The 15,541-nt window shown below is 60.6% G+C and carries 18 protein-coding genes; 14 read left to right on the forward strand and 4 right to left on the reverse strand.

What is annotated here, in order from left to right:
* Positions 1-33: 33 nt before the first annotated feature.
* On the reverse strand, positions 34-1,173 hold the full coding sequence (rlmG, locus tag C3F38_RS24525) for a 23S rRNA (guanine(1835)-N(2))-methyltransferase RlmG (protein WP_047729803.1): 1,140 nt from the start codon (positions 1,171-1,173) through the stop codon (positions 34-36).
* 149 nt (positions 1,174-1,322) lie between these two features.
* Between rlmG and C3F38_RS24530 the strand changes: the two genes are divergently transcribed.
* The 5 genes from C3F38_RS24530 (at position 1,323) to sstT (ending at position 6,312) form a co-directional block, all read left to right on the forward strand.
* Entirely contained in the window at positions 1,323-1,829 is a 507-nt protein-coding gene (locus C3F38_RS24530; protein ID WP_004937154.1) for a M48 family metallopeptidase, read from the forward strand.
* 50 nt (positions 1,830-1,879) lie between these two features.
* A complete protein-coding gene (locus C3F38_RS24535; protein WP_047729802.1) occupies positions 1,880-2,860 on the forward strand; it encodes a Gfo/Idh/MocA family protein in 981 nt (326 codons plus the stop codon).
* Between the two features lies 1 nt (position 2,861).
* Positions 2,862-3,593, forward strand: a complete 732-nt coding sequence (locus C3F38_RS24540; RefSeq protein WP_038879559.1) for a glutamine amidotransferase — start codon at positions 2,862-2,864, stop codon at positions 3,591-3,593.
* A 252-nt stretch (positions 3,594-3,845) separates the two neighbouring features.
* Positions 3,846-4,814, forward strand: coding sequence for a TerC family protein (locus C3F38_RS24545; protein ID WP_038879562.1), 969 nt, complete (start codon positions 3,846-3,848; stop codon positions 4,812-4,814).
* Positions 4,815-5,076: 262 nt separating this feature from the next.
* Positions 5,077-6,312 (forward strand): serine/threonine transporter SstT, encoded by a 1,236-nt coding sequence (gene sstT, locus C3F38_RS24550; RefSeq protein WP_038879565.1) that lies wholly within the window; start codon positions 5,077-5,079, stop codon positions 6,310-6,312.
* A 52-nt stretch (positions 6,313-6,364) separates the two neighbouring features.
* Here the strand turns inward: sstT and C3F38_RS24555 are convergent, their stop codons facing one another.
* Genes C3F38_RS24555 through C3F38_RS26320 form a run of 3 tightly spaced genes read right to left on the reverse strand, consistent with a single transcriptional unit; the run spans position 6,365 to position 9,508 of the window.
* Positions 6,365-7,852 carry a UxaA family hydrolase gene (locus C3F38_RS24555; RefSeq protein ID WP_055317496.1) on the reverse strand — a complete coding sequence of 496 codons (1,488 nt, stop codon included), beginning with the start codon at positions 7,850-7,852 and terminating at the stop codon, positions 6,365-6,367.
* Between the two features lie 20 nt (positions 7,853-7,872).
* Complete coding sequence (gene uxaC / locus C3F38_RS24560; RefSeq protein ID WP_038879570.1) at positions 7,873-9,285, reverse strand: glucuronate isomerase; 1,413 nt, start codon at positions 9,283-9,285, stop codon at positions 7,873-7,875.
* Between the two features lie 55 nt (positions 9,286-9,340).
* Positions 9,341-9,508, reverse strand: a complete 168-nt coding sequence (locus C3F38_RS26320) for a hypothetical protein (protein WP_154235531.1) — start codon at positions 9,506-9,508, stop codon at positions 9,341-9,343.
* A 77-nt stretch (positions 9,509-9,585) separates the two neighbouring features.
* Here C3F38_RS26320 and C3F38_RS24565 point away from each other — a divergent pair, with 77 nt between their 5' ends.
* From C3F38_RS24565 to C3F38_RS24605, 9 genes are all read left to right on the forward strand, one after another.
* Entirely contained in the window at positions 9,586-10,884 is a 1,299-nt protein-coding gene (locus C3F38_RS24565; RefSeq protein ID WP_055317495.1) for an MFS transporter, read from the forward strand.
* Positions 10,885-11,003: 119 nt separating this feature from the next.
* Positions 11,004-11,780, forward strand: a complete 777-nt coding sequence (gene exuR, locus C3F38_RS24570) for a transcriptional regulator ExuR (RefSeq protein ID WP_038879576.1) — start codon at positions 11,004-11,006, stop codon at positions 11,778-11,780.
* Between the two features lie 186 nt (positions 11,781-11,966).
* Complete coding sequence (locus tag C3F38_RS24575; RefSeq protein ID WP_055317494.1) at positions 11,967-12,413, forward strand: hypothetical protein; 447 nt, start codon at positions 11,967-11,969, stop codon at positions 12,411-12,413.
* A gap of 135 nt (positions 12,414-12,548) precedes the next feature.
* Positions 12,549-13,229 (forward strand): DedA family protein, encoded by a 681-nt coding sequence (locus C3F38_RS24580; protein ID WP_033644523.1) that lies wholly within the window; start codon positions 12,549-12,551, stop codon positions 13,227-13,229.
* On the forward strand, positions 13,226-13,600 hold the full coding sequence (gene mzrA, locus C3F38_RS24585) for an EnvZ/OmpR regulon moderator MzrA (RefSeq protein WP_004937130.1): 375 nt from the start codon (positions 13,226-13,228) through the stop codon (positions 13,598-13,600). The genes C3F38_RS24580 and mzrA overlap by 4 nt, the downstream gene beginning before the upstream one ends.
* A 242-nt stretch (positions 13,601-13,842) precedes the next feature.
* Entirely contained in the window at positions 13,843-14,214 is a 372-nt protein-coding gene (locus C3F38_RS24590) for a DUF1090 domain-containing protein (RefSeq protein ID WP_038879584.1), read from the forward strand.
* A gap of 164 nt (positions 14,215-14,378) precedes the next feature.
* A complete protein-coding gene (locus tag C3F38_RS24595; protein WP_004937125.1) occupies positions 14,379-14,684 on the forward strand; it encodes a YqjD family protein in 306 nt (101 codons plus the stop codon).
* 2 nt (positions 14,685-14,686) lie between these two features.
* Positions 14,687-15,088: a phage holin family protein gene (locus tag C3F38_RS24600; RefSeq protein WP_038879587.1), complete on the forward strand. Its 402-nt coding sequence runs from the start codon at positions 14,687-14,689 to the stop codon at positions 15,086-15,088.
* Positions 15,085-15,372: a YqjK-like family protein gene (locus C3F38_RS24605; RefSeq protein ID WP_004937121.1), complete on the forward strand. Its 288-nt coding sequence runs from the start codon at positions 15,085-15,087 to the stop codon at positions 15,370-15,372. Before C3F38_RS24600 ends, C3F38_RS24605 begins: the two co-directional genes overlap by 4 nt.
* Positions 15,373-15,541 lie beyond the last annotated feature (169 nt).

Raw genomic sequence — 15,541 nt, forward strand, 5'->3', positions numbered from 1 at the left:
AAAGGGGCGCACAGCGCCCCTTGGTCATCACGCTCAGCGACGCGCGCCGGATTTCACCGCTCTCAAGATCACGAACTTCTTGTTCGAGGCTACCAGCGTGCAGTTGCCGAACAGACGCTTGAGCTTCTGGTGATAGTCGAGGTGGCGGTTGCCGACGATGCGTAACTCGCCGCCCACCTGTAGGCAGCGCTTGGCGTCGCAGAACATCTGCCAGGCGGTGTGATCGGTAATGGCGTGCTGCTGGTGGAACGGCGGGTTACACAGCACCGCCTGCACGCTTTCGCGCTCGATGCCCGCCAGCGCGTTGTTCACCTCAAACTGGCAACGATCCAGCTCTTGCGGCAGGTTGTGCTCCACGTTCAGCTCGCTGGAGGCCACCGCCATGTAAGATTCATCGACGAAGGTCACCTGCGCTTCCGGGTTTTGCGCCAGCGCCGTCAGGCCAATCACGCCGTTGCCGCAGCCCAGATCGACGATATGGCCGTTCAGGCCACGCGGCAGATGATCCATAAACAGGCGCGCGCCGATATCCAGGCTGCCGCGCGAGAAGACGTTGGCGTGGTTATGGATAAGCCAATCGGTGCCGTCCAGCGTCCAGTCGGTGGTTTCCGCTGCCGCCGGTGGGACGATGTCCGCCGCCTGACAGAAGATCAGGCGCGCTTTCTTCCACGCCAGGCTGGTGCGCGTCGGGCCCAGTACCTTTTCAAACAGCTGCATCGTCGAGGTATGCACGTCGCGCGCTTTGGCGCCGGCGACGATCAGCGTGTCTTCGGTCACAACGTAGCGCAGCGCGCGCAGCTGCTGTTCCAGCAGCGCCAGCGCTTTCGGTACGCGAATCAACACCACCGCCGGCGCCGCCGGCAGCTCGGCCAGGCTGTCCAACAGCGTGACCTGCTCGGGATCCAGACCGTTGAGCTTCAGGTTGTGGCGCGTCGCCAGCTGGCTCATGTACGAGTCGCTGACGCTGTAAGGGCGATGCGCGTGCAGCGCACAGGCTAGGGTGCCGAAGTTATCGTTGAAAATCAGCACCGGACGGCCGCCGATATCTACGTTTTCAAGCTGTTGCAGCAGATATTCGTCCGCTGCTTCCCACGCCTGCAGTTGGGTGGATTCTTCCTGTTGGGGATAACGCTCCAGCTCAAGTTGCTGTGTTCCCAGATCGAGTTGGCTCATTGCCCCTCCTGACTGATAAAATTTGGGCTGTTTATCCCCTAAAAACGCCCGTCAGTAAAATGTTTTTTCGGATAAATTGCGTATGCCAGGATTTGAGCGAAAAAACAGCATAGAATGACCGGCTGAATGGCCGTTGATACGGAACAAGAATGTCTGAATTGACCTACCTGCAAGGCTACCCAACGCATCTGCAAAGCCAGGTGCAGCAACTGATCCATCAGAACCGGCTGGGAGACGTGCTGCTGCAGCGCTATCCGCAGGTGCACGACTGCACCACCGACAAGTCGCTGTATCAGTTTACCGTCGATCTGAAAAACCAGTATCTGCGCAACGCCCAGCCGCTGAGCAAGGTGGCCTACGACAGCAAGATCCACGTCATGAAGCACGCGCTGGGCCTGCACACCGCCATCTCGCGCGTGCAGGGCGGCAAGCTGAAGGCCAAGGCGGAAATCCGCGTGGCGACGGTGTTCAAGGTCGCGCCCGAACCCTTCCTGCGGATGATCGTGGTGCATGAGCTGGCGCACCTGAAAGAGAAAGATCACAACAAGGCGTTCTACAGCCTGTGCTGCCATATGGAGCCGGATTACCACCAGCTGGAGTTCGATACCCGGCTGTATCTGACGCACCTTTCGCTGTTCGGCGAGCTGTATGCATAGCGAGTGAGGCCGTGATAATCTGCGGTTTTAAGCCTGGACCGGAGCTCGCCATGATTCGTTTTGCCGTCGTCGGCACCAACTGGATTACGGAACGTTTTATTGATGCCGCCCATGAAAGCGGCAAACTCAAGCTGAGCGCCGTGTACTCACGCTCGCTGGAACAGGCGCAGGCGTTTGGCGCCAACTATCAGGTCACGCAGTTTTTCGACTCGCTCGAGGCGATGGCGCAGTCCGACGCCATAGACGCGGTGTATATCGCCAGCCCCAATTCCCTGCACTGCCCGCAATCGCTGCTGTTCCTGCGCCATAAAAAGCACGTGATCTGCGAAAAGCCGCTGGCCTCCAACCAGCGCGAAGCGGAACAGCTGGTAGCCTGCGCGCGGGAAAATCAGGTGGTGCTGTTCGAAGCGTTCAAAAGCGCCTACTTGCCGAATTTCCTGGCGCTGCAGCAGGCATTGCCGAAAGTCGGCCGGCTGCGTAAAGCCTTTATCAACTATTGCCAATACTCTTCGCGCTATCCGCGCTATCTCGCCGGCGAGAACCCCAACACCTTTAACCCCCAGTTCTCCAACGGCTCGATCATGGACATCGGCTACTACTGCCTGGCCAGCGCGGTAGCGCTGTTCGGCGCGCCACAGTCGGTGCTGGCCAGCGCCACGCTGCTGGATACCGGCGTGGACGCCCACGGCACCGTCTGCCTGAACTACGGCGATTTCGACGTCACGCTTTCCCATTCCAAGGTCAGCGACTCGGCGATCCCCAGCGAGATCCAGGGGGAAGAAGGCACGCTGATTATCGACAAGATTTCCGAGTGTCAGGGCGTGGCGCTGACGCCGCGCGGCGGCAACCGCCAGGATCTGAGCCAGACACAGCACATCAATACCATGCTGTATGAAGCGCTGACCTTCGCCGAGCTGATTGAGAAGCATCAGGTGGAACACCCGGGGCTGGAGAATTCGCTGATCGTCGCCCGCCTGCTGACCGACATCCGCCGCCAGACCGGCGTCGTCTTCCCCGCCGACGGAGAATGAGATGAAACCGCTGCTCGTGATGCAAACCGGCGACGCGCCGCAGGCCATTCGCCAGGAACTGGCCAATTTTGAAGGTATGTTCCTGCAACAGGGCAATATCGACGCCGAACGCGCGCACATCGTGCATCTGCCCGCCGGCGAACGGCCGTTGCCGCCGGCCGCCTATTGCGGCGTTGTCATTACCGGCTCACCGGCGATGGTGACCGAACAGCTGCCGTGGAGCGAGGAAGCCGCCGAATGGCTGCGTCAGGCGATGGCGCTCAAACTGCCGCTGTTCGGCGTCTGCTACGGCCACCAGCTGTTGGCCTACGCGCTCGGCGGCGAAGTGGGCTATCACCCGCAGGGTATGGAGGTCGGTACGCTGGAGATCGAACTGCTGCCCGCCGCGGCCGAAGACCGGCGGCTCACCCTGCTGCCGCCGCGTTTCAAGGCCAACCTTATCCATTCGCAGAGCGTGCTGACGCCGCCCGCCGGCGCCCAGACGCTGGCGCGTTCGCAGCAGGACGCGCACCAGATCCTGCGCTATGGCGATCACGCCCTGACCACCCAGTTCCATCCGGAATTCAACGGCGCGGTGATGAGCCAGTATCTGCAGTGGCTCGGCGAACTGCATCCCGAGCAGCAAGCCCGCTATCAACAGCAACAACAACAGGTTAGCGACACGCCGTTCAGCCGTCTGCTGCTGCAGGGATTCGTCGTCAGCCTCGGCGCGCAAAAAGCGATGGCCGGCTAACGCGATTCACGTTGACCGCCGACACATTTTGCATTACTTTCTGCTCTGCAAAGGGGAGTAACTTCATTGCCGGTCAATCGTCATTACGATGCGCAAGCATCCGGTTACCGGGCAACCTGATGTCAAAGGTGTAACCACCTTCATCAACGTTGTAAGTGAGACCTTGCCGGAAGGCGAGGTTTGCTTGCAGCGTTCACAGAGCGGCTGGCGTCTTCCGACGTTGGCCGTTTTTGTTTTTGAAGGATACCTCTGATGATGAATTCCGTTGGCACACCGTGGTTATGGGGCAGCTTCGCCGCCGTCATCGTCGTGATGCTCGCAATCGACCTCCTGTTGCAGGGCCGTAAAGGCGCGCACACCATGACCCTGAAGCAGGCCGCCAGCTGGTCGCTGGTGTGGGTCAGCCTCTCCCTGCTGTTCAATTTCGGTTTCTGGTACTACCTGAATGAAACCGCCGGGCGCGCCGTCGCCGATACCCAAGCGCTGGCCTTCCTGACCGGCTACCTGATCGAAAAAGCGTTGGCGGTGGATAACGTGTTCGTCTGGCTGATGCTGTTCAGCTACTTCGCCGTGCCGGCCAACCTGCAGCGGCGGGTGCTGATCTACGGTGTGCTAGGGGCGATCGTGCTGCGTACCATCATGATCTTCGCCGGCAGCTGGCTGGTCAGCCAGTTCCAGTGGCTGCTGTATCTGTTCGGCGCCTTCCTGCTGTTCACCGGTATCAAGATGGCGCTGGCGAAGGAAGATGACTCGGCGATCGGCGACAAGCCGCTGGTGAAATGGCTGCGCAGCCACCTGCGCATGACCGACAGCCTGGAAGGCGAGCGCTTCTTCGTACGCCGCAACGGCATCCTGTTCGCCACCCCGCTGGTGCTGGTGCTGATCCTGGTCGAACTGAGCGACGTGATCTTCGCAGTGGACAGCATTCCGGCGATCTTCGCCGTGACTACCGATCCGTTCATCGTCCTGACCTCCAACCTGTTCGCCATCATGGGTCTGCGCGCCATGTACTTCCTGCTGGCCAACGTAGCGGAGCGTTTCTCGATGCTGAAATATGGCCTGTCGGTGATCCTGGTGTTTATCGGCATCAAGATGCTGATTATCGACTTCTTCCACATCCCGATCGGCGTGTCGCTCGGCGTGGTGGCAAGCATCCTGACGCTTACCTTGCTGATCAACGCCTGGGTCAATCGCCGCAACGATCGCCTGGCGAATAAATAACCACAATCTGTTATCCGGGGCGCTAGTCGCCCCGCGATTGTTTGGCAATTCCCCCAAAACGCCAAACGTTATTGCGATCACACAAATGTAACCAGTATGTTATCAAGTGTTGATCCGCGCTCAGAATTTCATCCCCGCCTCTTTCCAACATCATTCGATTGCTGAATACTGATTCGGCAAACACACTTAGTTACAGAATCATATAAAGCTACCCGGCGTCGTTCCCGCCGCGGCGGCCAGATAACATCAGGAAGAAAGCACTATGCAAAAACTATTACAAAGGATCACGCAGGGTAGCCTGGTCAAACAAATCATGGTCGGCCTGGTGGCCGGCATTCTGGTGGCGCTGGTTTCGCCGGCAGCCGCGGCCGCCGTCGGCCTGCTCGGCACCCTGTTCGTCGGCGCGCTGAAAGCGGTAGCGCCGGTGCTGGTGCTGATTCTGGTGATGGCCTCGATCGCCAACCATAAACAGGGGCAGAAGACCAACATTCGCCCGATCCTGTTCCTCTACCTGCTGGGCACCTTTGCCGCCGCGCTGGTGGCGGTCGTCGTCAGCTTTATCTTCCCTTCTACGCTGGCGCTGACCACCGGCGCGACGGACATTACCCCGCCGGGCGGCATTGTGGAGGTGATGAAAGGTCTGTTGATGAGCGTGGTGGCCAACCCGTTCCATGCGCTGATTAACGCCAACTACATTGGTATTCTGGCGTGGGCCGTCGGGCTGGGGCTGGCGCTGCGCCACGCTTCCGAAACCACCAAGGGGCTGATCAACGACATGTCCCATGCGGTTACGCTGGTGGTGCGCGCGGTGATCCGCTGTGCGCCGCTTGGCATCTTCGGCCTGGTGGCTTCCACGCTGGCGGAAACCGGCTTCGGCGTGCTGTGGGGCTACGCCCAGCTGCTGATGGTACTGCTCGGCTGCATGCTGCTGGTGGCGCTGGTGCTCAACCCGCTGATCGTTTACTGGAAAATCCGCCGCAACCCGTATCCGCTGGTGTTCGCCTGCCTGCGCGAGAGCGGCGTGACCGCCTTCTTCACCCGCAGCTCCGCCGCCAACATCCCGGTGAACATGGAGCTGTGCAAGAAGCTGAACCTGAATGAGGACACCTACTCGGTTTCCATCCCGCTGGGCGCCACCATCAACATGGCCGGCGCGGCGATCACCATCACCGTGCTGACGCTGGCGGCGGTGAACACGCTGGGCATCGCGGTGGACGTCCCGACCGCTCTGCTGCTGAGCGTGGTGGCCGCCCTGTGCGCCTGCGGCGCCTCCGGCGTGGCCGGCGGCTCGCTGCTGCTGATCCCGTTGGCGTGCAACATGTTCGGCATTCCGAACGACGTGGCGATGCAGGTGGTGGCGGTCGGCTTTATCATCGGCGTGCTGCAGGATTCGGCGGAAACCGCCCTCAACTCCTCCACCGACGTGCTGTTCACCGCCGCCGCCTGCCAGGCGGAAGACCAGCGGCTGGCGAACGAAGACCCGCTGAAGGTGCGTTAATCGCGCGTTGCTTCATAAAAAGGCGCTCCCTCGAGCGCCTTTTTTGTCAGCTTTACAGCGTCACCCCGCTTTTAAAGATCGCCAGCTCGCGAAAGTCGTTGGTTTCATTACGCGCCGGGCGGCCGTTGGCGATCTCGACGATCAGATCGACGAAGCGGCTGAGCAAGGTCTCCATTGCCACGCCGTGGATCAGGCCGCCGGCGTCGAAATCGATCCAGTGCGGTTTCTTCGTCGCCAGCTCGCTGTTGGTGGCCAGCTTCACCGTCGGCACAAAGCCGCCGTACGGCGTGCCGCGCCCGGTGCTGAACAGCACCATATGGCAGCCGGCACCGGCCAGCGCGCTGGTCGCCACCGCGTCGTTGCCCGGCGCGCTGAGCAAATTCAGCCCCGGCACGCGCAGCCGCTCACCGTACTTCAGCACGTCCACCACCAGGCTCAGGCCCGCTTTTTGGGTGCAGCCGAGCGATTTCTCTTCCAGCGTGGTAATGCCGCCGGCCTTATTGCCCGGCGACGGGTTCTCGTATATCGGCTGTTGATGGGCGATAAAATAGCGTTTGAAATCGTTGATCATGTCGACGGTTTTGTCGAAGGTCTCCCCATCGCGGCAGCGGCTCATCAGAATGCGCTCGGCGCCGAACATCTCCGGCACTTCGGTCAGCACCGTGGTGCCGCCGTTGGCGATCGCATAATCGGAAAAGCGCCCCAGCAACGGGTTGGCGGTGATACCCGACAATCCGTCCGAACCGCCGCACTCCAGGCCGAACTTCAGCTCGCTCAGGCGGCCCGGTTCGCGGCGATCGTGGCGCATCTCCCGGTACAGCTCGTGCAACAGCGCCAGCCCGGCCTCCACCTCGTCGTCCTGCTGTTGGCACACCATAAAGCGCAGCCGCCGCTCGTCCGCCATCCCCAGCGTGGCGCGAAAGGCATCCACCTGATTGTTCTCGCACCCCAGCCCGATCACCAGCACCGCGCCGGCGTTGGGATGGCGCGCCATGTTCTGCAGCATGATGCGGGTGTTGGCATGATCCTGCCCCAGCTGCGAGCAGCCGAACGGGTGGCTGAACAGATGCACGCCGTCGATCCCGTCCGCCTGTGTTTGCTGCAAAAAGCGCTGCTGGATTTGGCGAGCGATACCGTTGACGCAGCCGACGGTCGGCACGATCCACAGCTCGTTGCGGATCCCCACTTCGCCGTTGGCCCGGCGGTACAGCTGCACCTCGCGATCCGCCGCCTGCGGCGGCAGCGCCGGGAACTGAGGCTGGTAGCGGTAGCTGTCCAGATCGCTCAGGTTGGTTTTGACGTTTTGCGAATGAATATGCTCCCCAGGCGCAATGGCCGCGAGCGCATGGCCGATCGGCTGGCCATATTTGATGATGTCTTCGCCCTCGTCGATCGGGCCGAGCGCAAACTTGTGCCCGCGCGCCACCGGCTGCGCCAGTTGGATGACCGCGCCTTCCAGCTCAACGCGCTCTCCGGCAGCCAGATCGCGCAGCGCCACCGCCACGTTATCCTGCTCGTGAATCTTTATCGTACTTTGCATAAACCGGTCCCGGATAACGGCTACGCCAGTTCTATGGCGAAATAGTTTTTGGCGTTGTCGAAGCAGATGTTTTTCACCATCTCGCCCAGCAGCGCGATATCCGCCGGCGCTTCGCCGTCCACCACCCAGCGGCCGATCATCTGGCAAAGGATGCGACGGAAGTACTCATGGCGCGTATACGACAGGAAGCTGCGACTGTCGGTCAGCATGCCGACGAAGCGGCTCAGCAGCCCGAGCTGGGCCAGCTGCGTCATTTGGCGCTGCATGCCGTCCTTCTGATCGTTGAACCACCAGCCGGAGCCGAACTGCATCTTGCCCGGCGTGCCTTCCCCCTGAAAATTGCCGATCATGGTGCCGATCACTTCGTTATCGCGCGGGTTGAGGCAATAGAGAATGGTTTTCGGCAGGCCGCCCTGCCGCGCCTGGGCATCCAGCAGCCGCGACAGCGGCTCCGCCAGCGGCCGATCGTTGATCGAGTCGAAGCCGATATCCGGCCCGACGGCGGCCAACATGCGGCTGTTGTTATTGCGCAGCGCGCCGATGTGATATTGCTGCACCCAGCCGCGGCGCCGGTATTCGCCGGCCAGGAACAGCAGCACCGCGCTTTTGAACTGCGCACTCTGTTCCGGCGTCGGTAGCTCGCCGTTCAGGCGACGCAGCAGGATCGCATCCAGCGTCGCTTCATCGGCTTCGCCGAACACCACCACGTCCAGCGCATGGTCGGCCACCTTGCAGCCGTGGGCGGCGAAGTGATCCATACGCTTGTACAGGGCGTCACACAGCGTGCTGAAGCGACCGATGGCGATGTCCGCCGCCGCCTCCAGCTGCCGCAGATAGTCATTGAAGCCGGGCGCATCGATGGTGAAGGCCTTGTCCGGCCGCCAGCTCGGCAACACCTTGATATCGAAGCTATGATCGTCGGCGATCGCCCGATGGTGGCGCAGATCGTCAATCGGATCGTCGGTGGTACCGACCATTTTCACGTTCATCTGCCGCATGATGCCGCGCGCGCGAAACTCATCCTGCGCCAGCAGCGCATTGCCGCGCTGCCAGATCTCATCCGCCGTGCTCGGCGACAGCAGCGTTCCAGTGATGCCGAACGGCCGGCGCAGCTCCAGATGCGTCCAGTGATAGAGCGGGTTACCAATGGTGTGCGGCACCGTGGCGGCCCAGGCGTCGAATTTCTCGCGATCGCCCGCATCGCCGGTGCACAGCCGCTCCGCCACGCCGTTGGTGCGCATCGCCCGCCATTTATAGTGATCGCCCCGCAGCCAGATATCGTACAGGTTGCTGAAGCGGGTATTCTCCGCGATCTGCTGCGGCGGCAAATGGCAGTGGTAATCGAAAATCGGCTGCTGCGCCGCGTAGTCATGGTACAAACGCCGGGCAAATTCGCTGTCCAGCAGGAAATCTTCGCTCAAAAACGTCGCCATCTCGGGCTCCTTACCTTACTTGCCGTGGGGCACAGGGATCGAATCACAAAAGTTATCACACCAATTTTAGCAATCGTCCAGCAAATTTTTCCCGCCATCTGCCGTTTTGCTGCCCTCCAATCCCTTTTTTGCTCGTTTTTACGGCAAATGTGCGGCATAAACGCCCTATTTCACCGGCGACAGTATCGCTCAGGCGAATAATTCCTTTTGTGATATCACTCAACTTTTAAACCTGTATGACAGGTTATTGTCTCGCCAGCCGCATCGCCGGCCATACCTTCAAACGGGGAGACATTTCGGATGCGTAAAATTAAAGGGTTACGCTGGTACATGATCGGGCTGGTGACCATCGGCACCGTGCTGGGTTACCTGACCCGCAACGCCATCGCCGTGGCGGCGCCGACGCTGGAAGATACGCTGCACATCACCACCCAGCAGTATTCCTATATCGTCGCCGCCTATTCCGCCTGCTACACCGTGATGCAGCCGGTGGCGGGCTATGTGTTGGACGTGCTCGGCACCAAGGTCGGTTACGCCATGTTCGCCATTCTTTGGGCGGTGTTCTGTATGGGCACCGCGCTGGCCAACAGCTGGGGCGGGCTGGCGCTGGCGCGCGGCGCGGTCGGCATGGCCGAGGCGGCGATGATCCCCGCCGGGCTGAAGGCCAGCAGCGAGTGGTTTCCGGCCAAAGAGCGTTCGATCGCCGTCGGCTATTTCAACGTCGGTTCGTCGATCGGCGGCATGCTCGCCCCGCCGCTGGTGGTGTGGGCCATCGTGGCGCACAGCTGGGAGATGGCGTTCATCATCACCGGCGTGCTGAGCCTGATCTGGGCCATCTGCTGGCTGCTGTTCTACAAGCACCCGAAAGATCAGAAGAAACTGAGCCAGGAAGAGCGCCGTTACATCCTCGAAGGCCAGGAAGCGCAGCACCAGACCTCAAACGCCAAAAAGATGTCCGCCTGGCAGATCGTGCGCAACCGCCAGTTCTGGGGCATCGCGCTGCCGCGCTTTCTGGCGGAACCGGCCTGGGGCACCTTCAACGCCTGGATCCCACTGTTCATGTTCAAGGCCTACGGCTTTAATCTGAAAGAGATCGCCATGTTCGCCTGGATGCCGATGCTGTTCGCCGATCTCGGCTGCATCGTCGGCGGCTACCTGCCGCCGCTGTTCCAGAAATATTTCAAGGTCAATCTGATCGTCTCGCGCAAGCTGGTGGTGACGATGGGGGCGGTGCTGATGATCGGCCCCGGCATGATCGGCCTGTTCACCAGCCCTTACGCGGCTATCGCGCTACTGTGCGTCGGCGGCTTCGCCCATCAGGCGCTGTCCGGCGCGCTGATCACCCTCTCTTCCGACGTGTTCGGCCGCAATGAGGTGGCGACCGCCAACGGCCTGACCGGCATGGCGGCCTGGACCGCCAGCACGCTGTTCGCCCTGGTGGTCGGCGCCCTGGCGGACACCCTCGGCTTCAGCCCGTTGTTCGCCGCGCTGTCGGTCTTCGACATTCTCGGCGCCATCGTCATCTGGACGGTGCTGCAAAACCGCCCGGCCGCCGAAGCGCTGCCTGCCGCGCTGCAGCCGGCCCCGGCGCGCAGCTGATCCCGCCGCCCGGCCGCCGCGCCGGGCCTTTTGCTCCTCTGGCAGCGGTGCCGAATAAGTGGTATAACAAATCCGATGGCCACGCGCCCCCTCCCACCGCACCGTATAGAGCATTCACTATGGAATTCACCGAAACCAGACGCCTGTATCAGCAACTGGCCGCCGAGCTTAAGCAACGTATCGAAAGCGGCCGCTACCCGGTAGGCGACAAGCTGCCGGCCGAGCGATACATCGCCGAAGAGATGAATGTCAGCCGCACCGTGGTGCGCGAAGCGATCATCATGCTGGAAGTGGAAGGCTATGTGGACGTGCGCAAGGGATCCGGGATCCACGTGGTGTCCAACCAGCAAAAACACCTGGTGGTGCCGGGCGACAGCATCGAGTTCGCCACCGCCGGTCCGTTTGAGCTGCTGCAGGCGCGCCAGCTGATCGAAAGCAACATCGCCGAATTCGCCGCCACCCAGGTGACCAAACAAGATATCGTGCAGCTGATGGAGATCCAGGAGCACGCCCGCAAAGAGGATCGCTTCCGCGACTCGCAGTGGGATCTGAAGTTCCACGTGCAGGTGGCGCTGGCCACCCAGAACACCGCCATGGCCACCATCGTAGAAAAAATGTGGGTGCAGCGGGTCAACAACCCTTACTGGAAAAAACTGCACGAGCATATCGACGAACGTTCGATCGCCAGCTGGTGCGACGATCACGATCAAATCCTCAAGGCGCTGATGCGCAAAGATCCTTACGCCGCCAAACTGGCGATGTGGCAGCACCTGGAAAACACCAAGCAGATGCTGTTTAACGCCACCAGCGACGACTTCGAATACAACGCCGACCGCTACCTGTTCGCCGAGAATCCGGTGGTGCATCTGGATGGCATGAGCCACGAGCCGAAATAGCCCAAGCGGTCAAAAACCGTCGGCTTATGTCAGGTAATGTAAAATCCGCTGAATCGATGCCGGAACCGCCGTTTGCCGTGTACTATTTCACCGTCGGCAACGTAGATTTCCCTGTTGCCAATCGTGCTATTTTGGTAGAGTTAGCCCACTTTTTTACCCATTGCTGCGGGGGCGGGACGCGAATAAATGCGCTGGTTGTTTGCCATGCTGATTGCTGTTTTCTGCTGGACCGGTTCGGTCTCCGGCCAACAGCTATGCGTGGCGTTACCCAAGCCAACTCCCAGCGCGCTGAGCAGCCTGCCGCTGCTGGCGGAGCCGGCGCTTTCCCCCTATGATCATGTGTATCGGGCACCGGCCGAAGCGCACCGCAAAGCCCCCGGCAAGTTGCTGCTGCTGCTGCCCAGAGCGCACTCTTTCCCCGGTTCGCTGCTCGCGTCCTCCCTGACGGCACCGGTCTATACCCTGGCCGCAGAGCCGGGCTACCGAATTCGTTTCCCCCGCCAGGACACCCCGGCCCCCAACCGGCTTGCCCAGGTCGACTGGATGCTGGACGCCTCCAGGCAACAGAGCCGGCAGGCCGGCTGGAAAGAAAGCAATATGCAGTACCGTGGCACGCTGACTTACCACCTATGACCGGTGTCGCACCGCTTAGAAACCTTAAAGCAACGCCGTTTCATCGTTATCAGCATTAGGATCGCCGCGCGCTTTCAGCCCACGCCCGCTCCGCCGCTGAGATAAAAATAAACAATGACGTTTTAGGAACACCGGATGGACATCATTAAAGAACTGATACATGCCTTATGGCAGCAGGATTTTGAGACGCTGGCGAACCCTTCGTTGGTGTGGACCCTCTACATCCTGCTGTTCATGATCCTGTTTTTGGAAAACGGCCTGCTGCCGGCCGCTTTCCTGCCGGGCGACAGCCTGCTGATCCTGGTCGGCGTACTGATCGCCAAAGGCACCATGGGCTTCCCGCTGACCATCGTTATCCTGACCGTCGCCGCCAGCCTGGGGTGCTGGGTCAGTTACATACAGGGCCGATGGCTCGGCAATACGCGAACGGTGCAAGGCTGGCTTTCGCATCTGCCGGCCCACTACCATCAGCGTGCGCATAACCTGTTCCACCGCCACGGCCTTTCCGCCCTGTTGGTCGGCCGCTTCCTGGCCTTCGTGCGTACCCTGCTGCCAACCATCGCCGGCCTGTCCGGCCTGAGCAACGCACGCTTCCAGTTCTTCAACTGGATGAGCGGCCTGCTGTGGGTCTTGATTCTGACGACGCTGGGCTTCGCCCTCGGAAAAACCCCGGTGTTCCGCAAGTATGAAGATCAGCTGATGTTCTGCCTGATGATGTTGCCGCTGGTGTTGCTGGTGGTCGGGCTGGTCGGCTCGCTGATCGTGCTGTGGCGCAAGAAACGCGCCAGCGGCCAGAACCCGGGGAAAGGGGCGTGACAGCAAAGCGCCCGCGCTGGCAATACGTCTTGATGATCGCGCTCGCCCTGCTGGCGTTGGCGACGCTGTTGGTGCCCTGCATGGTGCGTACCGAGAGCGAGCTGCGCATTCGCGCCAGCCAGCAAGGGCTGTCGCTGCCCGACGGTTTTTACGTCTACCAGCGCCTGGATGAGCGCGGCATCCGCATCAAAAGCATTACGCCGGAAGGCGATGGCCTGGTCATCCGTCTGGATTCGCCGGAGCAGCAATTGCTGGCGCGCGAAGCGCTGCAAACCATCCTACCGCCCGGTTACCACATCGCGTTGAGCGAGTCCCCCGTGCCGTCGCATTGGGTACGCGAATTTGCGCGTTCCCCACTCAACCTGGGATAATCCCCCTTCATATGAAGGGGTTTCCTTTCATTGCCATTATCTTCATTTTCATTCGCATCGATTAGCTCAAGAATTAATCAGTCGGCACCGAGTCACGGCTGATTCTTTGGGGGCACGCCGGTTTCATGACTATGCTGAAGGGTAACTTCAGCCGGCGATGAACGCCCTCCTCTCGCGCTGCTGCCTTCGGCAGTCAGGAAAGCGGATGCCTGTTCAGGCATCCCATGAAAAGGAACTGAAAGATGAAATTACGCCACTCACTGTTACTGCTGTTGCCACTCTGCACGCTGCCGGCGTTCGCTTCGGCCGCTGAGGGCGGCTGCGCCGCCAAAGCGCAAGACATCCAGCAGCAAATCGACTACGCCACCCAACACGGCAACACCCACCGCGTGGACGGGCTGAAAAAAGCGCTGAGCGAAGTGCAGACTCACTGTACCGAAGCCGGCCTGCAGGCCGAACGCCAGAAAAATATCGCGGAAAAGCAGCGTAAGGTCGACGAGCGCCGACAGGAGCTGAAAGAAGCGCAGCAAACCGGCAAGCTGGACAAGGTCGCCAAGAAGCAGCAAAAGCTGGCGGAAGCGCAGGCTGAGTTGAAACGCGCCCAGGCGGAATAATTTTTTTACACCAGCGGATTTATCGATGAGAGCCCCATCACACGGGATTTCTTAAGCATATGGAATTGATGTCTGGAGTTATCTGCTGGCCATCACCCCTTTGCTCCGGCGAAAAAATCCGCTATGTTAAAAGTCTGTCGAAATAAACGTTAAGGAATAATCACATGGCACATGATTCAAATGCAGAAAACTTACGCGCTGAACTGAAGTCCTTAGCCGATACGCTCGAGGAAGTGCTGAACTCCTCCACCGACAAGCCGAAAGCCGAGCTGGAGAAGCTGCGTTCGAAAGCGGAAGGCGCGCTGAAAGAGACCCGCGCTCGCCTGAGCGACGCCGGTGACAAGCTGGCTTCGCAAACCAAACAGATCGCCGGTCAGGCCGACGATTACGTGCGCGACAACCCGTGGACCGGCATCGGTATCGGCGCGGCGGTCGGCGTCGTGCTGGGCGTGCTGCTCGCGCGTCGTTAATCATGGCTGAACAACCGCAAGTGCGCGCGCAGGGCCCCGCTAAAGGGGTCCTGGATATCGGTCAGCGCATCATCACGATCCTGGTCGGCATGGTGGAAACCCGTGTCCGGCTGGCGGTGGTCGAGCTGGAAGAGGAGAAAGTCAATCTCATTCAGCTGCTGATCATGGCCGGCATGACGCTGCTGTTCACCGCCTTCGGTTTGATGAGCCTGCTGATCCTGATCTTCTGGGCCATCGATCCGGTCTACCGGCTGGTGGCGCTGGGCGCCACGACCGGCGTGCTGCTGTTCCTGGCCGTGGTCGGCACCATCTGGACGCTGGTCAAGGCCCGTCGCACCACGCTGCTCGGCGCCACGCGCAAGCAGCTGGAACTCGACCGCGCCGAACTGGAGCGCGAGCCATGAGCCGCCGCCGCTACCTGGAATGGAAAAAAGAGAGGCTGATTCGCCAGATCCAGCAGCAACGCCTGGATCTGGCCGAACACAAGTCTCTGTGGCTGGAGAAGACCGAACGCATCGACCGCGGCTGGCAAACGGTGTTTGGCCTGCGCCGCTATCTGGTGCTCGGTTCCAGCGTCATGGCGCTGTACGGCATCCGCCACCCCAGCAAGATGATCCGCTGGTCGCGCCGCGCGTTCGGTGCCTGGAGTGCTATCCGCCTGTTTAAAAAGACCTTCTCCGCCAAGTAAGCCCCACATTTTTCCTTCAAACATCCTGTTGCTCCGCCCTCGTTTTCCCCCTAAAACAGCGCTGCTTATCCCGAGGGCCGGGCAACCTGCTGACCAGCGTCAGTTTATTAGCACGCTAAAGATTCAGATTTTTTGAAAAATTACGACAGTTTTACTTGCTAACAACCTG

The organism is Serratia sp. SSNIH1, assembly GCF_002935055.1.
Taxonomy (GTDB): domain Bacteria; phylum Pseudomonadota; class Gammaproteobacteria; order Enterobacterales; family Enterobacteriaceae; genus Serratia; species Serratia nevei.

Coding starts and splice junctions, on each gene's coding strand:
- rlmG (WP_047729803.1), bottom strand. CDS start 1,173: ATGAGCCAACTCGATCTGGGAACACAGCAACTTGAGCTGGAGCGTTAT.
- C3F38_RS24530 (WP_004937154.1), top strand. CDS start 1,323: ATGTCTGAATTGACCTACCTGCAAGGCTACCCAACGCATCTGCAAAGC.
- C3F38_RS24535 (WP_047729802.1), top strand. CDS start 1,880: ATGATTCGTTTTGCCGTCGTCGGCACCAACTGGATTACGGAACGTTTT.
- C3F38_RS24540 (WP_038879559.1), top strand. CDS start 2,862: ATGAAACCGCTGCTCGTGATGCAAACCGGCGACGCGCCGCAGGCCATT.
- C3F38_RS24545 (WP_038879562.1), top strand. CDS start 3,846: ATGATGAATTCCGTTGGCACACCGTGGTTATGGGGCAGCTTCGCCGCC.
- sstT (WP_038879565.1), top strand. CDS start 5,077: ATGCAAAAACTATTACAAAGGATCACGCAGGGTAGCCTGGTCAAACAA.
- C3F38_RS24555 (WP_055317496.1), bottom strand. CDS start 7,852: ATGCAAAGTACGATAAAGATTCACGAGCAGGATAACGTGGCGGTGGCG.
- uxaC (WP_038879570.1), bottom strand. CDS start 9,285: ATGGCGACGTTTTTGAGCGAAGATTTCCTGCTGGACAGCGAATTTGCC.
- C3F38_RS24565 (WP_055317495.1), top strand. CDS start 9,586: ATGCGTAAAATTAAAGGGTTACGCTGGTACATGATCGGGCTGGTGACC.
- exuR (WP_038879576.1), top strand. CDS start 11,004: ATGGAATTCACCGAAACCAGACGCCTGTATCAGCAACTGGCCGCCGAG.
- C3F38_RS24575 (WP_055317494.1), top strand. CDS start 11,967: ATGCGCTGGTTGTTTGCCATGCTGATTGCTGTTTTCTGCTGGACCGGT.
- C3F38_RS24580 (WP_033644523.1), top strand. CDS start 12,549: ATGGACATCATTAAAGAACTGATACATGCCTTATGGCAGCAGGATTTT.
- C3F38_RS24590 (WP_038879584.1), top strand. CDS start 13,843: ATGAAATTACGCCACTCACTGTTACTGCTGTTGCCACTCTGCACGCTG.
- C3F38_RS24595 (WP_004937125.1), top strand. CDS start 14,379: ATGGCACATGATTCAAATGCAGAAAACTTACGCGCTGAACTGAAGTCC.
- C3F38_RS24600 (WP_038879587.1), top strand. CDS start 14,687: ATGGCTGAACAACCGCAAGTGCGCGCGCAGGGCCCCGCTAAAGGGGTC.
- C3F38_RS24605 (WP_004937121.1), top strand. CDS start 15,085: ATGAGCCGCCGCCGCTACCTGGAATGGAAAAAAGAGAGGCTGATTCGC.